The organism is Paenibacillus sp. GQ49 (genome assembly GCF_059759055.1).
Genome location: NZ_JCAXEL010000007.1, coordinates 63,873 through 80,195, shown reverse-complemented (window position 1 = coordinate 80,195; position 16,323 = coordinate 63,873). Strand labels below are relative to the sequence as shown.

The 16,323-nt window shown below is 47.6% G+C and carries 13 protein-coding genes and 1 pseudogene; 11 read left to right on the top strand and 3 right to left on the bottom strand.

Annotated features, from left to right (window positions below; translation table 11 throughout):
• Nucleotides 1-92 precede the first annotated feature (92 nt).
• Nucleotides 93-902, top strand: a complete 810-nt coding sequence (locus AC6CIF_RS14675) for an alpha/beta fold hydrolase (protein ID WP_127546588.1) — start codon at nucleotides 93-95, stop codon at nucleotides 900-902.
• Nucleotides 903-1,025: 123 nt separating this feature from the next.
• On the opposite strand, the gene AC6CIF_RS14670 is transcribed toward AC6CIF_RS14675, so the two are convergent.
• The gene (locus tag AC6CIF_RS14670; protein WP_237178227.1) at nucleotides 1,026-1,757 is read right to left on the bottom strand and encodes a ZIP family metal transporter; all 732 of its coding nucleotides are present in this window, start codon (nucleotides 1,755-1,757) and stop codon (nucleotides 1,026-1,028) included.
• A gap of 256 nt (nucleotides 1,758-2,013) precedes the next feature.
• Between AC6CIF_RS14670 and trxB the strand changes: the two genes are divergently transcribed.
• The gene (trxB, locus tag AC6CIF_RS14665) at nucleotides 2,014-2,955 is read left to right on the top strand and encodes a thioredoxin-disulfide reductase (RefSeq protein ID WP_036668032.1); all 942 of its coding nucleotides are present in this window, start codon (nucleotides 2,014-2,016) and stop codon (nucleotides 2,953-2,955) included.
• 62 nt (nucleotides 2,956-3,017) lie between these two features.
• A complete protein-coding gene (locus tag AC6CIF_RS14660) occupies nucleotides 3,018-3,248 on the top strand; it encodes a glutaredoxin family protein (protein ID WP_076212704.1) in 231 nt (76 codons plus the stop codon).
• A 139-nt stretch (nucleotides 3,249-3,387) separates the two neighbouring features.
• On the opposite strand, the gene AC6CIF_RS14655 is transcribed toward AC6CIF_RS14660, so the two are convergent.
• Nucleotides 3,388-3,585, bottom strand: a complete 198-nt coding sequence (locus AC6CIF_RS14655) for a hypothetical protein (RefSeq protein WP_017692236.1) — start codon at nucleotides 3,583-3,585, stop codon at nucleotides 3,388-3,390.
• Nucleotides 3,586-3,732: 147 nt separating this feature from the next.
• Entirely contained in the window at nucleotides 3,733-4,899 is a 1,167-nt protein-coding gene (locus tag AC6CIF_RS14650; protein WP_498200192.1) for an ROK family protein, read from the bottom strand.
• Nucleotides 4,900-5,097: 198 nt separating this feature from the next.
• Between AC6CIF_RS14650 and xylA the strand changes: the two genes are divergently transcribed.
• The 8 genes and pseudogenes from xylA (at nucleotide 5,098) to AC6CIF_RS14610 (ending at nucleotide 16,135) form a co-directional block, all read left to right on the top strand.
• Nucleotides 5,098-6,414 (top strand): xylose isomerase, encoded by a 1,317-nt coding sequence (xylA, locus tag AC6CIF_RS14645; RefSeq protein WP_036606941.1) that lies wholly within the window; start codon nucleotides 5,098-5,100, stop codon nucleotides 6,412-6,414.
• Nucleotides 6,415-6,961: 547 nt separating this feature from the next.
• On the top strand, nucleotides 6,962-8,455 hold the full coding sequence (gene xylB, locus AC6CIF_RS14640) for a xylulokinase (protein ID WP_498200191.1): 1,494 nt from the start codon (nucleotides 6,962-6,964) through the stop codon (nucleotides 8,453-8,455).
• Between the two features lie 220 nt (nucleotides 8,456-8,675).
• A complete protein-coding gene (locus AC6CIF_RS14635) occupies nucleotides 8,676-9,392 on the top strand; it encodes a glycosyltransferase (RefSeq protein ID WP_498200190.1) in 717 nt (238 codons plus the stop codon).
• Nucleotides 9,380-10,033, top strand: a pseudogene (locus AC6CIF_RS14630) (glycosyltransferase family 2 protein); the annotation flags it as partial. The gene AC6CIF_RS14635 and the pseudogene AC6CIF_RS14630, both read left to right, overlap by 13 nt.
• Before the next feature lie 441 nt (nucleotides 10,034-10,474).
• Nucleotides 10,475-11,545 carry a glycosyltransferase gene (locus tag AC6CIF_RS14625; protein WP_498200334.1) on the top strand — a complete coding sequence of 357 codons (1,071 nt, stop codon included), beginning with the start codon at nucleotides 10,475-10,477 and terminating at the stop codon, nucleotides 11,543-11,545.
• A gap of 249 nt (nucleotides 11,546-11,794) precedes the next feature.
• Nucleotides 11,795-12,421, top strand: a complete 627-nt coding sequence (locus AC6CIF_RS14620; RefSeq protein ID WP_498200188.1) for a bifunctional 4-hydroxy-2-oxoglutarate aldolase/2-dehydro-3-deoxy-phosphogluconate aldolase — start codon at nucleotides 11,795-11,797, stop codon at nucleotides 12,419-12,421.
• 167 nt (nucleotides 12,422-12,588) lie between these two features.
• Nucleotides 12,589-13,515: an alpha/beta hydrolase gene (locus AC6CIF_RS14615; protein WP_338588559.1), complete on the top strand. Its 927-nt coding sequence runs from the start codon at nucleotides 12,589-12,591 to the stop codon at nucleotides 13,513-13,515.
• A 226-nt stretch (nucleotides 13,516-13,741) separates the two neighbouring features.
• On the top strand, nucleotides 13,742-16,135 hold the full coding sequence (locus AC6CIF_RS14610; protein WP_498200187.1) for an S-layer homology domain-containing protein: 2,394 nt from the start codon (nucleotides 13,742-13,744) through the stop codon (nucleotides 16,133-16,135).
• The last annotated feature ends 188 nt before the right edge of the window (nucleotides 16,136-16,323 follow it).

Genomic DNA, 16,323 nt, shown 5'->3' with positions numbered 1-16,323 from the left:
AGTATGCGGCTCATTGAACGGCTACGTTTGAACCTTGGGTCAGTGGGTAATGATTCGAAGAGACGATTCGAGGATAAAGGGAGCTGTGAAATATGGGACGTTATGTACAAGTGGAACCGAATGTAAAAGTATATGTTGAAGATATTGGCGAAGGCACCCCGGTTGTCTTTTTGCATGGCTGGCCTGTTAATTATAAAATGTTTGAATATCAGTTGAATGTACTGCCGAACCATGGCATTCGTGCCATCGCGATAGATTTTAGAGGATATGGCTTATCGGATAAGCCTTCCACAGGATATGATTATGATCGCATGGCAGATGATGTTCGTGCCGTTATTGATGATCTGGAGCTGAAAGACGCGGTACTCGCAGGGTTCTCCATGGGTGGAGCGATCGCAGTACATTACATGGCTCGCCATAAGGGACATGGTGTCTCCAAGCTGGCCTTGTTATCTGCAGCAGCACCTGTGTTCACACAGCGTGAAGGTTATCCGTATGGATTGACTCCAGAGCAGCTGAACGAGCAGATCATTGAGCCGATCTTTGCAGATCGTCCGAAGTTACTGGAGACGTTTGGCGGCATGTTCTTTGCGAAGAAACACAGCCAGCCATTCATGGATTGGTTCCACGCCCTCGGCATGGAAGCTTCATCTTATGGTACCATTCGCAGTGCAATTGCGTTGCGGGATGAGGACTTGCGAGGTGACCTGAGTTCCATTCAGGTGCCAACAGCCATTTTGCACGGGAAAAAAGATGAGATCTGTCCGTTTGAGTTCGCCGAGCAGATGCATCAAGGCATCGCTTCGTCTCAACTGATTGCTTTTGAAGAGAGTGGTCATGGTGCATTCTATGATGAATTGGAAAAATTCAATTCGGAACTGATTCGTTTCATCCAATCCTGATCAGGAGAGGGCATAATACCTCTGACAGACGATCCCATTAATTTCATGGAATCTTCATTTGTGGCTAAACAAAGAACCCGGTCGACAGTCTTGGACTGTTCGCTCGGGTTCTTTAGTCTTCGATTAAAACAGTTCGGTCAGGCCAATCATCGTGATGAGCCCGAGCAAAAAGGACATCGTCGCCACACGTGCATTGCCATCGCCGTGACTCTCGGGAATAAGTTCCTTATAAACAATGAACATCATCGCACCGGCTGCAAAGGCCAGACCATAAGGCACAAGACCAGCTACGAGACTGCTCAAGGTGTAACCAATCATAGCTGTAATAATCTCTACCGCTCCGGTCAGGGTGGCAATACCCAGCGCTTTGAAGCGGCCGATGTTCTGGTTCACAAGAAAGAGGGCCACCAGGAATCCTTCTGGCGCATTCTGTAATCCGATGGAAAAGGCAATGAGATTGCCCAGGCTCTCATCCGAGCTGGCGTAGCTGACTCCAACGGATAACCCTTCCGGCAGATTATGCATGGTGATGGCTGCAATAATCATGAAGGCTTTGGTTTCAATTTTAAAAGGCATTTTCTCGGGATTCTCCAGATCAACGTGTGGAATCTTCATCTCCAGCACCAGTAGAACCAGGCTACCAAGCATAATACCAAATGCGAGTACAAAGAGATTTGATTGGCCAAGCGCTTCGGGAATGAGATTATACACCGAGGCCGAGGTCATAATACCCGCGGCGTATGCCAGCAAGATATCACGCAGACGGTGCGATATTTTGCGCATAAATAGAATCGGTACGGCCCCTAGGCCGGTAGACATGGCTGATATAAAACTGCCAATGAGTGCATCGTTCATGCTTCCATTTTCCCTCCTGATGAAGACTTCTTCATAATCGCTGCCGAGCATTGACACCGTACATAAAAGAGATCATAATGAACAACAGATTAGAATGATTATAAATTAGAATTCCGTTTCTGCATAGGGCCATTGTCATATCACAGGCAGGTCTTGTGGACATGATGTGGGCTTTTCGTTCTAGTGTATGCAAAAGCCTAAGCTTTTGATGCCGGAGGGTCTAACCTTTTTGCAGAACCCGGGGGAGGAACTATACATGTATAAATCAATTATTATTGGAACAGGCCCTGCAGGGCTGACAGCAGCAATCTATCTGGCACGTGCCAACTTGAACCCACTCGTTATTGAAGGACCACAACCTGGTGGCCAACTTACAACAACGACTGAAGTGGAGAACTTCCCAGGTTTCCCTGATGGAATTATGGGTCCTGAACTGATGGATAACATGCGTAAACAAGCTGAGCGCTTCGGTGCTGAATTCCGTACAGGCTGGGTGAACAACATCGACATGAGCGAGCGTCCATTCAAGATTCAAGTTGAAGGTATGGGTGAACTCGTATCGGAAACATTGATCCTGTCTACAGGCGCATCTGCTAAATACCTCGGTATTCCTGGAGAAGAAACGAATGTGGGCCGTGGTGTCAGCACATGTGCAACATGTGATGGATTCTTTTTCCGTAACAAAGAAATCATCGTCATCGGTGGTGGCGACTCTGCTCTTGAGGAAGCAAGCTTCTTGTCCCGTTTCGGTTCCAAAGTAACGCTGGTACACCGTCGTGAAGAACTGCGTGGCTCCAAAATCATGCAGGATCGTGCACGTAGCAACGAAAAAGTAGAAATGGCTTTGAACCGTACACCACTCGAAGTACTTGCTGGCGACAACGGCGTAACCGGATTAAAAGTGTTGAACAACGAAACAGGTGAAGAAGAAGTGATTCCGGCAAGCGGCGTATTCGTAGCGATCGGTCACACACCAAACACTGGTTTCCTTGGCGGACAGATCACTACGGACGAACACGGTTATATCCTGACTACACCAGGTACATCCGAGACAAACATCCCAGGCGTATTTGCATGTGGTGACGTACAGGATACACGTTACAAACAAGCGATTACAGCTGCAGGCAGCGGATGTATGGCTGCCATGGACACAGAGAAATACATTGAGAGCTTGGAGCACAGCGCAGTTGTTCTGTAATAGAATGAGCTGATTTCAACCAAACTATAGATTAATATAAAACCATATGAGGTGAATTAAACATGGAAAACGTAATTGTATATACATCAACGAACTGCCCGAACTGCAAATCCGTAAAAACGTTCCTGGCTGACAAAGGTATCTCTTATGAAGAGCGCAACATCGAAACTAGCGATGAATATGCACAACAAGTATGGGACATGGGCGTACGTGCCGTGCCATTGACTGTCATTGGTGAACACCGCATTCTGGGTATGAACAAAACCCAATTTGCCAAAGCATTGGACGCTTAAATCAGGCTTATTATCTGAATTATCATGTGAAGAATGAGAGATTCAATTCATATGCAATTCCGGTTTTCGCGAGCCGTTAGGATATAGAAAGAACCGTACCCGGAAGGGTACGGTTTTTTGTGCAAACGCAGAATATGATCTAGAAAAAAATACTCATGAAAGTCTGAAATACAACATACACCAGCAATCCTGACAGCATGTACATGAAACCAGCCTTCTTTTTGCTCTGGAACAATCGGAGTATGCCAAGGCTGAACAGGGGCGCAAGCACAATCAGGAACAGGAGGACGGTGACAAACATTTGCGCCGAGATATCAGAAGTATCCACGTAGGTCACGCTTTTTTTCACTCCGTTTCGTTATCGGAATTAACACAGCTTCATTCACACAGCCATGACAAAAATCACATAACCCCATTATACATCTGGATTTCTTTAACAAAAAGGGAGGAAATGGGGCGAAATGATGTCAATTTTCGTCTGTTATTAGACAGACACCCTAATTTTTCCTAGAAACTGGGAAATTGCAGAGTAAGCGGCACCAATACGGGTGGAACGGCTGCCCAGAGCTGCCCATTCAATCTGCAAACTGCGGCGGTGATAAGGTAATGTACGTTCCTCGACAACTTGTTTTAGCGCCGTTTCAATCCAGGGACCTGCTTCAGAGAGCGGACCACCAATGATAATACGTTCCGGGTTGAAACTGTTAACGATATTGGTAATGCCAATCCCCAGTTTGCGTCCAATCGTGTTGTATAATTCCTGAACAGCATCGTGGCCTTGCTCCGCATAATGAATAAGCTCGCGTGTGGTATGAGCAGGTAATTTTAGCTGATGATCCGGGTGCTCGTAGGCTTTTTCCGATGCGTATAACTCCCAGCAACCACGATTACCACAGGAGCAGGGCAGACCTTCCGCTTCAATGGACATATGGCCTGTTTCCCCTGCGTAGCCCCATGCACCTTTGTATAATTCACCATCTACCATGATGCCTGAACCAATCCCCATGCCTGCACTGATGTAGATCATGTGACGGACACCGATACCTGCCCCAAAATTCAGCTCTCCATGAGCACCCGCATTGGCTTCATTATCGATCGTTACAGGCAGTTCAAATTCTTCTTCAAGCATTGAGCGCAGAGTTACCTTCTCCCACCCCAGGTTAGGTGCAAACAGGACCGTTCCTGCCTCATCCACCATGCCCGGCACGCCGATACCAATACCAATGACACCGTGAGGGGAAGGAGGAGCTGCTTCAATGAGCTGTTTTGCTGCCAATTTCAATTGCTCCAGTACAGAGGACACGTCGTGATGTTCCAAGGTCACTGCGTACTCTGTAATGATGTGTCCTTCGAGATCTGTAAGCACGCCTTTCAAATGGGTCACACTGAGTTCCAGACCGACTGCATAGCCTGATGTCCCTCGGAACAGCAGCATAAGTGGTTTACGTCCACCGCTGGATTCCCCAGGGCCAATCTCCTGCACCAGGTCATCACTGATCAGATCAGCAACCAGGTTGGATACCGTTGCTTTGTTCAGCCCCGTAACCTCGGACACTCGTGCGCGAGAAAGAGGGGCATGGCGCCGGATCGTATCCAGAACGATCGACTTGTTTATTTTTTTGACCAGCATCTGATCTCCGGTAATTTTCATATGGTTAAGGCACTCCTATTCTTCTGATAAAAGGGTTCTGACCCACATCCGAAACAAGTTATTCGACTATTATAGCGTAAACAAACATGTAAAAAACAATTTTATTTTACTTTGTTTAACCAATAGACAAAGTAAATTCGATGTGATAGGATAACGGTGTAAACGATTTCTTAAAACTATTGAGGAGGCATTTTACACATGGCCTATTTTGAATCCGTTAATAAAATTGCATTTGAAGGTAAAGATTCCAAGAATCCTTTTGCTTTTAAACATTATAATCCGGAAGAAGTGGTAGCCGGCAAATCGATGGAAGAACATTTCCGTTTCGGCATGGCTTACTGGCATACATTAACTGCAGGCGGCAGTGACCCGTTTGGTGCGGAGACAGCTGTTCGTTCGTGGGATAAATACTCGGGTCTGGACCTCGCGAAAGTACGAGTGGAAGCGGCATTTGAATTTTTGGAAAAAATGAATCTCCCGTTCTTTTGTTTCCACGATGTGGACATTGCACCAGAAGGCAACAACCTGCGTGAGTTCTACAGCAACATTGATACAATTGTTGATCTGATTGAAGATCATATGAAATCCAGCGGCAAAAAACTGCTCTGGAACACGGCGAACATGTTCTCGAACCCACGCTTCATGTTTGGTGCAGCATCCACTTGCAACGCAGATGTGTATGCTCACGCAGCAGCACAGATCAAAAAAGGTCTGGAAGTTGGTAAACGTCTGGGCGCTGAAAACTATGTATTCTGGGGCGGTCGTGAAGGTTACGACACATTGCTGAACACAGACATGCAACTGGAGCAAGACAACATTGCTCGCATGTTCCACATGGCTGTAGACTACGCGAAGGAAATTGGCTTTGATGCACAATTCCTGATCGAGCCTAAACCAAAAGAGCCAACGAAACACCAATATGATTATGATGCAGCAACTTCCATTGCTTTCTTGCAAAAATACGGTTTGGACAAACACTTCAAACTCAACCTGGAAGCGAACCATGCTACTCTGGCTGGTCATACATTCGATCACGAAATCCGCGTTGCTCGTACAAACGGCATGCTCGGATCCCTCGATGCAAACCAAGGCGATATGTTGATCGGTTGGGATACGGATGAGTTCCCGGTTGATATGTACGATGCTACGTTGACAATGTATGAAGTATTGAAAAACGGCGGTATCGGTCGTGGTGGTGTGAACTTTGACGCGAAAGTACGTCGTGGTTCCTTCGAAGCTGACGATCTGTTCCTGGCACACATTGCAGGTATGGACACGTATGCAAAAGGTCTGAAAGTAGCAGCGAAGTTGATTGAAGATCGCGTATTCGATGACTTCATCGAAAAACGTTACAGCAGCTTCAGCGAAGGTATTGGTGCAGATGTGGTTGCAGGTAAAGCAACACTGGCTTCCCTTGCTGAGTACGCGTTGAACAACGAAAGCCCACGCAAAAACCAATCCGGACGTCAGGAATTGCTGAGAGCACAACTTAACCAGTACATCTTGGCTGACTAATAGCGCATAAGGCAGGGTTGGTGCACGTCGACCACCGATGGTTACTCAACTCATATGTGTTGGACATTAGTATCCAAACTAGCCTATGCACAAGATTAGCTTGTACCATGGAACGCCTGAACAAGCATGACATTCGGACCGTCCCCGACTTTCCCTTGGGAAGACGGGGACGGTTTTTAAATTTTTGATATAAATGTTTCTTTAAGATGGTGCATGCAGAACGAAGTGACCACATGAGCATCAAGGTTTCATTTATAACCAATGATGAATCAAGGTCATTGGATCAATCCTTCTGCTAATAAGAACGAGTATGTTTTTACTGTTTTGATATAAATGGTTGTCTAAGATGGTGCATGCAGAACGAAGTGAGCAGAAAGGACCCGAGGAAGCGAAGCGTTCGCATTTATCACCGGATTTCACCCTTGCTAAAGGGTATAAAGGAAATCTGGGGGTAACGGCGATCCGAGGGTTTTCTGATCACGAAGTGACCACATGAGCATCAGGCTTTCATTTATACAATCCTGTGATAAACGAAAGGAGTTAACCTATGAGTTACGTAATTGGTGTCGATCTTGGAACCAGCGCGGTCAAAACCGTGTTGGTCAATCGTGAAGGAAAAGTGGCATTTGAAGCATCCGAGGCATATCCGTTGTACCAGCCCAAGGCTGGATACAGTGAACAAAATCCCGAAGATTGGGTAGAGCAAACCATTGTTTCCTTGCGTAAATTGCTCGAAGTGTCTGGCGTGCAGCCTTCGGAAATCGAGGGATTGAGCTTCTCCGGTCAGATGCACGGACTGGTTTTGGTGGATGCTGAAGGTAAACCGCTGCGTAACGCAATCCTGTGGAACGATACACGCACAACGGCTCAGTGCCGCCGGATCGAAAAAGTACTGGATGGCAAGCTGTTAAGTATTGCCCGGAACCGTGCACTGGAAGGATTCACCTTGCCGAAAATTCTGTGGGTTCAGGAAAACGAGCCTGAATTGTTACAGCAAGCATCCTTGTTCTTGTTGCCAAAAGACTATGTGCGTTATCGCCTGACGGGTGATTACGCTATGGATTATTCCGATGCAGCGGGAACTTTGTTGCTAGACGTTGCAGGCAAGCAGTGGAGCAACGAGATTGCAGAAGCATTCGAGCTGCCAATCTCCCTATGTCCACGTCTTGTGGAATCGTTTGAGGAAGTGGGCACGTTGCTGCCTGAGATTGCGGATCAAACGGGTCTGGCGACTGCAACAAAAGTATATGCAGGTGGTGCGGACAATGCATGCGGTGCGATTGGCGCAGGCATTCTGAGTGAAGGACAGACGATGTGCAGCATCGGAACGTCCGGGGTTGTGCTTTCCTACGAAGAGCGCAAAGATCTCGATTTCGAAGGCAAAGTACACTTTTTTAACCACGGCGAGAAGGATGCCTTCTATATTATGGGGGTAACACTTGCCGCAGGATACAGCCTGTCTTGGTTCAAGGATACGTTTGCAGCGGACAAATCGTTTGATGTGCTCTTGCAGGGCATCGATCAGGTTCCGGCGGGCAGCAACGGATTGTTGTTCACACCATATATTGTTGGGGAGCGTACGCCTCATCCGGATGCGAATATCCGTGGCAGCTTCATCGGTATGGATGCAGGACACAAGCTGGAGCACTTTGGACGTGCGGTGATGGAGGGCATTACCTTCTCGCTGCGGGAGTCCATTGATATTCTGCGTGGTGCAGGCAAAACAGTCAATGAAGTCATCTCCATTGGTGGTGGTGCCAAGAACGAAGCTTGGTTGCAAATGCAGGCGGATGTCTTTAACGCCACGATTGTGAAGCTGGAGAGCGAACAGGGTCCTGCGATGGGTGCAGCAATGCTGGCTGCCTATGGCTGTGGCTGGTTCCCGTCCTTGCAGGAATGTGCAACAGCGTTTATTCGTCCAGCGAAGTCCTATGAGCCGAACCCGGAAACGGTTGCCGTCTATGATGGACTGTTCGCACTGTACCAGGAAGTCTATGGACAGACACGTAGTCTCAATGATCGTTTGGCTGAATACCGTTAATTCATTTATTTCACTACATTAATATTGTGATTACCTTAAAAGCATCCGCGAAGGCGGGTGCTTTTTTGTCGTTCATCAAGATTAACCCCATGAAAGGTTTACTTGGCCTGCATATCCGCATTCCGGCTCTGCATAGATTGGAAATAGAGGATTGTGATTCGTCCAGGCATCGTGTGTCGGACATTTTAATAGGTAGAAGCTTGAGCATGGGGGTGAAGCTTTGGATGGACATGAGGAACATGAAAGACCACATATTACCTTGTCGATGATCGTTCGTAATGAAGAGAATCGCTATCTCAGGCAGGCACTGGAGAGACATCGTCCCTGGATTGATCGCGCAGTAATCATTGATGACGGAAGCACGGATGGAACGGTCGCGCTGTGCAGGGAACTTCTGGACGGTATTCCACTCGTATTAGTGGAGAACGCTACTTCACGTTTTGCAGACGAGGTAAGTCTGAGAAAACAACAATGGGAAGAGACGGTGGCGACCAATCCGGAGTGGATTTTGAATCTGGATGCGGATGAGATTCTAACCAGTGACTTTGGGTTGGTACGGGATCTGCTGCTCAGTGGCAATGAGGATGCGATCTATTTCAGATTGTTTGATATGTGGAGTGAGACGCATTACCGGGAAGATGAGTTCTGGCAGGCGCATGCCTATTATCGGCCATTTCTGATTCGTTATCACCCGGGAATGAGCTATGAATGGAAGGAGACACCCCAGCATTGTGGTCGTTTTCCGTTAACGATCCAGCATTGGTCCTATGGATGTCATGCTCCCCGGGTGAAGCACTATGGTTGGGCGCGGGAAGAAGACCGTATCCGCAAATATGAACGCTATCAAGCACTGGACCCTGAAGCAAGATACGGTTGGAAGGAACAGTACGAATCGATATTGGATCAAGAGCCACGACTGTTGGCATGGTTCGAATAAGGAGAGGGGGAGTGAGTACATTGAAGAAAGACCCTTTATGCAATTCGCAAGAAGAATCCCAACCTCAAATAGAGTCGAATTCGCACGAGAAAGATAATCAGAAAGAGAATCAAAAAGAGGAGCAACCTGAGAGCCAGAAAGAGAGCCAGAGTAATCATCGACCGCCCAGACGTTCTGATCAATCGCAGGAAACCCATCAATCGGAAAAGCTTGAAGAGCTTAGCCAGGAAAGAATACTGATCGCCAGCCCGGTTCGCCAGACAACGCCGGTGCTCCGTGAATTTCTGGATTCTCTGCATGCACTGGAACGAACCACAGTGAAGACGGATTATCTGTTTGTTGACGATAACGTGGAAGAAGCCGCATCGAATATATTGCGTGAATTTGTGCTTCAGCATGAGGGGACGGTTATTCAAGCAGATGAACATGGTAGCGGTAGTCCTGACAACAAAGGGGTGTACAGCAAGGATGAGGGAGGACATTATTGGCAGGATGAGCAGATTTGGCGTGTAGCCGGTTTGAAAAATCGCATATTGCAATATGCACGCGAGAATCACTACGATGCGGTTTTCCTGATTGATTCTGACTTGGTGCTGCATCCGCGGACGCTGGAGCAACTTGTATCGAGTGGCAAAGACATTGTATCCAATATCTTTTGGACCCGCTGGCAGCCGGATGCCAGGGAAATGCCGCAGGTATGGCTGCAAGATGAGTATGCTTTGTTTCGCCGCGGTGGCAAAACAGTAGAAGGAACCGAGACGGAGGACGAGGGCACGCAAACGACTGCTTTTCTAAATCAGCTACGGATCCCGGGTTGTTATGAAGTTGGAGGGCTAGGGGCATGTACCCTTATTCGCAAAAATGTTCTGGCAGCAGGAGTTTCATATGACCAGATTCCCAATGTATCCTTCTGGGGCGAAGATCGTCATTTCTGCATCCGTGCTCAGGCACTGGGTTTTCGTTTGTTCGTTGATACTCATCTCCCCGCATACCACATCTATCGATTGTCCGAACTTCCGGGGGTTTCCGCCTTTAACCGCAGGGCCAGACGAGGCGAAGAGACGATCAGTATTACCCTATGTATGATTGTGAAAAATGAAGAAGCTTCCCTCGCCAGATGTCTGGACTCGGTAAACGGGATTGCCGATGAGATTGTAATCGTAGATACCGGTTCGACGGATCGTACCCGTCAGATTGCTTCCAGATATACGGATCGTATCGTTGATTTTGAATGGGTGGATGACTTTGCAGCAGCACGCAACTATGCCTTCGATCAGGCAAAGAGTGAATATATTCTTTGGCTGGATGCCGACGATGTGTTCGAACCAGAAGATCGGGCGAAACTGATCGCCTTGAAACGTTCACTGGACCCGGATGTTGATAGTGTCACAATGGATTATAATCTGTCATTCACAGCAGATGGCAAGGTAGCCTACAGCCTGCGCCGGAATCGTCTGGTCCGTCGGGATCGGCAATTTCGCTGGATTGGCGCGGTCCATGAATATCTGGCTGTAGCGGGCAATCTGCTGCATAGTGATATAGCGGTTACCCACAAGAAAGATAAGGTGTATACCGATCGTAATCTGCGGATCTATCGCAAAAGGGAACAGGCCGGAGAGGAATTCGGGCCGCGTGACTTGTACTATTTCGGTAATGAGCTGAAGGACCATGGACAGCATAAGGATGCGGTGAAGTACTATGAGAAGTTTCTGGATACCGGATTGGGCTGGGTGGAAGATCAGATCGCTGCTTGCCAGAAAATTGCGGATTGTGAAGTTGCACTTGAACGTCCGGAGCAGGAAGTCACGGCGTTGTTCCGATCGTTTGTCTATGATTTGCCTAGAGCCGAGATTTGCTGCCGATTGGGTGGTTATTTTGCCGACCGTGAAGATTATCGCAAGGCCCTGTTCTGGTACGAACAGGCGACTCGTGCTGTACGTCCTGATGATCCTATGGTCGTGCTGAATGAAGCAGCCTGGACCTGGATGCCGCATCTGCAACTATGTGTGTGTTATGACCGGATGGGTAACCGTGCCAAGGCCCGGGAACATAATGATATCGCACTCGCCTATCATCCAACACATCCGAGCATGTTATATAACGATCGATACTTTAAAGATTTGGAGAAGGATAACGTGTTGGAAAACGCTTAGTATTTTCAGTCAAAATGCGGCCTCTTTCGTGGAATTGAATGGGTGAATCAGCCCATGTTCCATGGAGAGGTTTTTTGCGTTGTGATAAAAGTACATCATAGAGTTGGTGACAGACGGATTCACATTGAAAAATGGATTAATGTATTTCATCCAGGAGAGGATATGCTTTACAATAATGAATAACGGAAAAGCGGTAAACATGATTATCTGTCTTCGGCTGCCGAATTGATGAAGCAAGGGGAACTGGATATGAATTTGACGGAAGTACTATTGGAGTCAAGGCTGGTCGCGATTGTGCGCGGTATAAGCCGTGAAGCGGCAGTAACTGCTGGACAAGGTATGACAAGTGGTGGAATCCGACTGATGGAAGTCACACTGAACACACCTGGAGCACATGATATTATTGCAGACTGGCGTGAGCGACATGAAGGAAAGGCTTTTGTTGGAGCGGGTACGGTACTGAATGTGCAGATGGCGAAGGAAGCAGTTGCTGCAGGCGCACAATTTCTGGTGTCTCCCAATGTCGATCTGTCTGTCATTGAATATGCTGTAGAACATGGTGTCGAGATCTGGCCTGGAGCCATGACACCTACGGAGATTGTCGCTGCTCATGAAGCGGGAGCACGAGTTGTGAAGTTGTTTCCCATGGCGAGTTTGGGCATACCGTATCTGCGGGAGATCAAAGCTCCACTGAATCATATTCCACTGTTGGCAACAGGTGGTGCCACACTGGAGAATATTGCTGACTACTATGCAGCAGGTGCTGCTGCAGTGGGTCTGGGAAGTGCACTTTTACCACGAGAAGCTCTTGTAGCAGGAGATCATGAGCAGATTGCGGCATGTGCACGGAGATTTGTGGGAGCAGCTGAAGCCTAGGATTCCAGCGTGAGATGAGGGATATGTATATTTGGGCATAAATGAAGGTGCCTTTAGGTTATTTGTTAGGTTAATGTTTATCATAAAAACCCATGTCGCTTAACGTGCCGTTCATTCTATTGTTTTATGATGGATATATGCCAGAATTCGGAGAGGAGAGATGCCCTGTGAAAGCTAAAACAATGATAGGCGGCATGCTCGCCGTGGCCGCAGTAACGGCAGGTGGATTATGGAAGGCAGCGGTAAAGAGCCAAACCCCCAAGAAGATTCCAATCACACTCACACCCCCAATGCCATTTGAGGATGTGACCTTTGACAGTGGGGGAGGTCGGGTGCATGGCTGGTTCATCCCGGCCAGAGCCGACATTCCGAAACCATGGCCGCTCGTTATTATTGCACATGGCTGGGGCTCCAATCGCTCCCGTGTTCTTCGTTACGCACGTCCGATCTGGGAAGCTGGATATGCCTTATTTATGTATGATGTGCGTAGTCATGGGGCCAGTGATCCGGTTCGTGCTGCATCTGCCTACTTGTTCCGGGATGATCTGCTCGCGGCGTTGCAGTATACGACTGCACGACCAGAGATTGATGCGGATGCCATCGGAGTGCTTGGACATTCTTTGGGTGGACTAGGTACGATTCTTGCAGTGACGGAGGGAATTCCTGTATCAGCAGTGATTACGGACTCGATGCCATCGCAATTTGAGGTAATCGTCAGTTCAGAGCTGAGACGCCGACGGCTGCCCTTGTTTCCACTGGCCCAGTTAATTCCGAGAATCTGGTTCTGGCGACTGGGTGAATCTCTGAAATCTTATCGTCAGCGTGATCCGGTGATGATGCTGAATGAACGGCGCAGGGGGATGCAACTGCCGATGCTTATGGTGCACTCCAAGGGAGATAATTTCATTCCCCCGAGTGAGCTTGAATATTTTATGTCCAAAGCCGATCCACCTGTTGAACATCTATGGGTAAACAGCGGAGGACACAGTTGTTCCGAGGAAGATCCCGCCTTCTGGGACACCGTTATTCCCTTTTTGAAAACCCATGTCCAAGGTCAGGAGAAGTCGAACGATTCGTCTATAGCGAGTAGTTAAAAAGATAGAATCAGCCTACATAAGAGTGCAGGCTAACAGAGAAAACGCCAACGTAATTGGCGTTTTTTTGCTGTTACTAGCAATATGCAGAAATTCACATTTGCAAAATTGCCCCGAAAACGACCATTAAAAAGGAAGCTTATGGTATCATAGGATAGACTGGCAATATTCATGCGAGGTTATTTGTTATGCATCTTTGTATGAAATTGAAGGGAGAGGTCCAGATTTGAGTTTGAATTGGAAGTTTAATGTGCGTTTCAAAATGTTCACAGCGAAAGCTGCAACGGCAGCGATGGCAACACTGTTACTTGCTTCGCAAACACCAGGTTTTGCAGGCAGTGCATCAGCCGCGCAAGCAGAACAGTTGACTGAAGCGACAACGGGGGAAAATGAACAACTAGACGCAACGAGCAATGACGTGCCCGAGGGAGCGAAAATCTCATCCAGGCAAGCCAGTGAAAATATACTGAAGCTATTTCCTTTGTTAAAGAAAGCAACGATCTCATCTGCACGATTCGATTCACCTAATTCTTATCCACCGCCAGACTACAAGGCATGGGAGATCGGGTTCCAGATTACGCAAGGCAATCATACGTCAGGATTCAATGCAACCGTACATGCAGGCACAGGGGAAGTGTTAAGTGTACATTTGCCGTCGGATATCCTGGATAAACATGTCTCGGAATCAGATGTGAAGCTAACCAAAGCTCAAGCTGAAGAAAAGGCCGTGGCACTGTTGTACCAAGCGATTCCAGGTCTTAAGGACAATGAATATGCTCCGCTTGGAGATCTGTATTCTTCCATCGAACAACAGTCATTGTTTGGCAGAACAGAGTATCGATACGGTTACCAGTTGAAGCATGACGGGTTATTATCTGACGCAGAGACAGTCTACATAAATGTGGATGAAAGTGGTTTGGTGACAGGTTACTCACGAGGTACTACCTCAGCGAAGTATCCTTCATCGAAACCGGCAGCTTCGGAAGAGAAGGCGAGACAGCAGTTTGAAGAACAGTTCGATGTGGAGCTGGCCTATATCTCCAAAGATCGTCTGTCTTCCAAACAAGGTCAGCAGTATTATCTTGGCTACACACCAAAGACTATCAGTATCGTTCCGATTGAAGCCAATACGTTGGAACGGATTAATACATTAACCGGTAAAGCTGTATATGAAGATTCTTTGCAGCAGGATACGAAGCTGAAAGGCGATGTAACGCCTTTTGTCCCAGCCAATGGTACGAGGTTAAATGTACAGCAGGCCGCCAATCGGGTCGCAACAAACTTTGATATTCCCAAGGGTTACAAGCTGGAGCACAGCCAGTTAAGCAAGGGATTATATGCAAGCCCGAACAATCAGGTATGGAGTCTGAGCTGGAGCGATCGAAGTGCCAATATGTCCTATATGTTCATGAGGGATATCTCAGCACAGGTAGATGCAGTTACTGGACAGATCTACAGTTATACGATGATGCAACGAATCGGACCGGAGATGGAACAGGAGAAGCCGGCTGAGGAGAAGGCAGGCAAATTGGTAACCCGGAAACAGGCTGAGAAACTGGCGATGGACACAGTGATTGCGCTAGTTCCAGATGCAACGGAGCAGTTCCGCCTATCTAACGTCATTGAGGTAGATGATGCACGTACCTTTATGTTCCAGCGTTACCTGAACGGAATTCCGGTTAAGGATGACACGGCACAAGTACAGGTGCTGAACAACGGAACGATTAACGAATTCTATACGCGTATTGCCGCAACGCCTGAACAACTGCCAGCAGAGAAAGAACCAGCTATCAGTTATGAAGAGGCCAAGGCACTGTATCTGGAGGAGTTCAAGCTGATCCTCGCATATTCCCGTTATGGCGGATATGGTATGAACGGTGGTCAAGTCATCCCGGCGGGGGTGAACCTTGCTTATATACCTACACGTGATGAGAATTCGATCTATGGCAACTATGAAGCGCTGGATGCGAACACAGGAGAGTGGAAGCTTTTATACGGGGACACAAGCTCTGCAACCAAGGGCGAACCTACGGATATCTTGGGTCATGTGGCCGAAGCAGCTCTACGCAATATGACACAACATGGCGTATTGCTTGCTGATGAACAGGGACGCGTATTCCCGGATCGTGTGATCACCCGGGGAGATTGGTTTAACTATCTGGCAAGAGCGATTAACCCAAATATGGATCTGTACTACAGTGGTGACGGAGATGACAAGTTATACGCTGATGTGACACCTGACAGCCCGTATTATAAGGCAGTTCGGGCATTAATCGATCAGCGCTGGCTTGCCGGAGCGGACCCTGAACAGAATTTAAATCCGCAAGAAGAGATGACACGTGAAGAATTGGCAGTGTTACTTGTACGTATTTTACGCTATGAGAAGCTGGCCGGATTCTATACGTTGCCATCGGATCTTCCCAACATCGCGGATGCCAGTGCCATTACAAGTAAGGGAGCAGTCTCCCTGAGTCTGAAGCTGGGATTGCTTCCTTCGATTGAAGGACGATTCATGCCTGCACGCAAAGTGACGGTAGCTGAAGCGTCACAGGTATTGGAACGGCTCGCGAAGCTTCAAGGTAAGACAGATACGTTTATGAGTGGTAATCGTCTGTATTAGATGATGAACCACTCATATCGTGACCAAACGAATCATAGGATGAAGATAACGGGTAATCGTGATTCAATGAACTGAAGATCAAAGAGACCTTCCCTAGAAGGTCTCTTTTGATTTAATTTTTACAAAAATTATATCATTTCAACTAACATTTACACGATAACGGAGAGGTCAGAAATAACTTGAGGAAG

Excerpts from the sequence above, each read along its gene's own strand:
- AC6CIF_RS14670 (WP_237178227.1), bottom strand. The coding sequence starts at position 1,757 with ATGAACGATGCACTCATTGGCAGTTTTATATCAGCCATGTCTACCGGC.
- trxB (WP_036668032.1), top strand. The coding sequence starts at position 2,014 with ATGTATAAATCAATTATTATTGGAACAGGCCCTGCAGGGCTGACAGCA.
- AC6CIF_RS14650 (WP_498200192.1), bottom strand. The coding sequence starts at position 4,899 with ATGAAAATTACCGGAGATCAGATGCTGGTCAAAAAAATAAACAAGTCG.
- AC6CIF_RS14620 (WP_498200188.1), top strand. The coding sequence starts at position 11,795 with ATGAATTTGACGGAAGTACTATTGGAGTCAAGGCTGGTCGCGATTGTG.
- AC6CIF_RS14660 (WP_076212704.1), top strand. The coding sequence starts at position 3,018 with ATGGAAAACGTAATTGTATATACATCAACGAACTGCCCGAACTGCAAA.
- AC6CIF_RS14675 (WP_127546588.1), top strand. The coding sequence starts at position 93 with ATGGGACGTTATGTACAAGTGGAACCGAATGTAAAAGTATATGTTGAA.
- xylB (WP_498200191.1), top strand. The coding sequence starts at position 6,962 with ATGAGTTACGTAATTGGTGTCGATCTTGGAACCAGCGCGGTCAAAACC.
- AC6CIF_RS14625 (WP_498200334.1), top strand. The coding sequence starts at position 10,475 with ATGATTGTGAAAAATGAAGAAGCTTCCCTCGCCAGATGTCTGGACTCG.
- xylA (WP_036606941.1), top strand. The coding sequence starts at position 5,098 with ATGGCCTATTTTGAATCCGTTAATAAAATTGCATTTGAAGGTAAAGAT.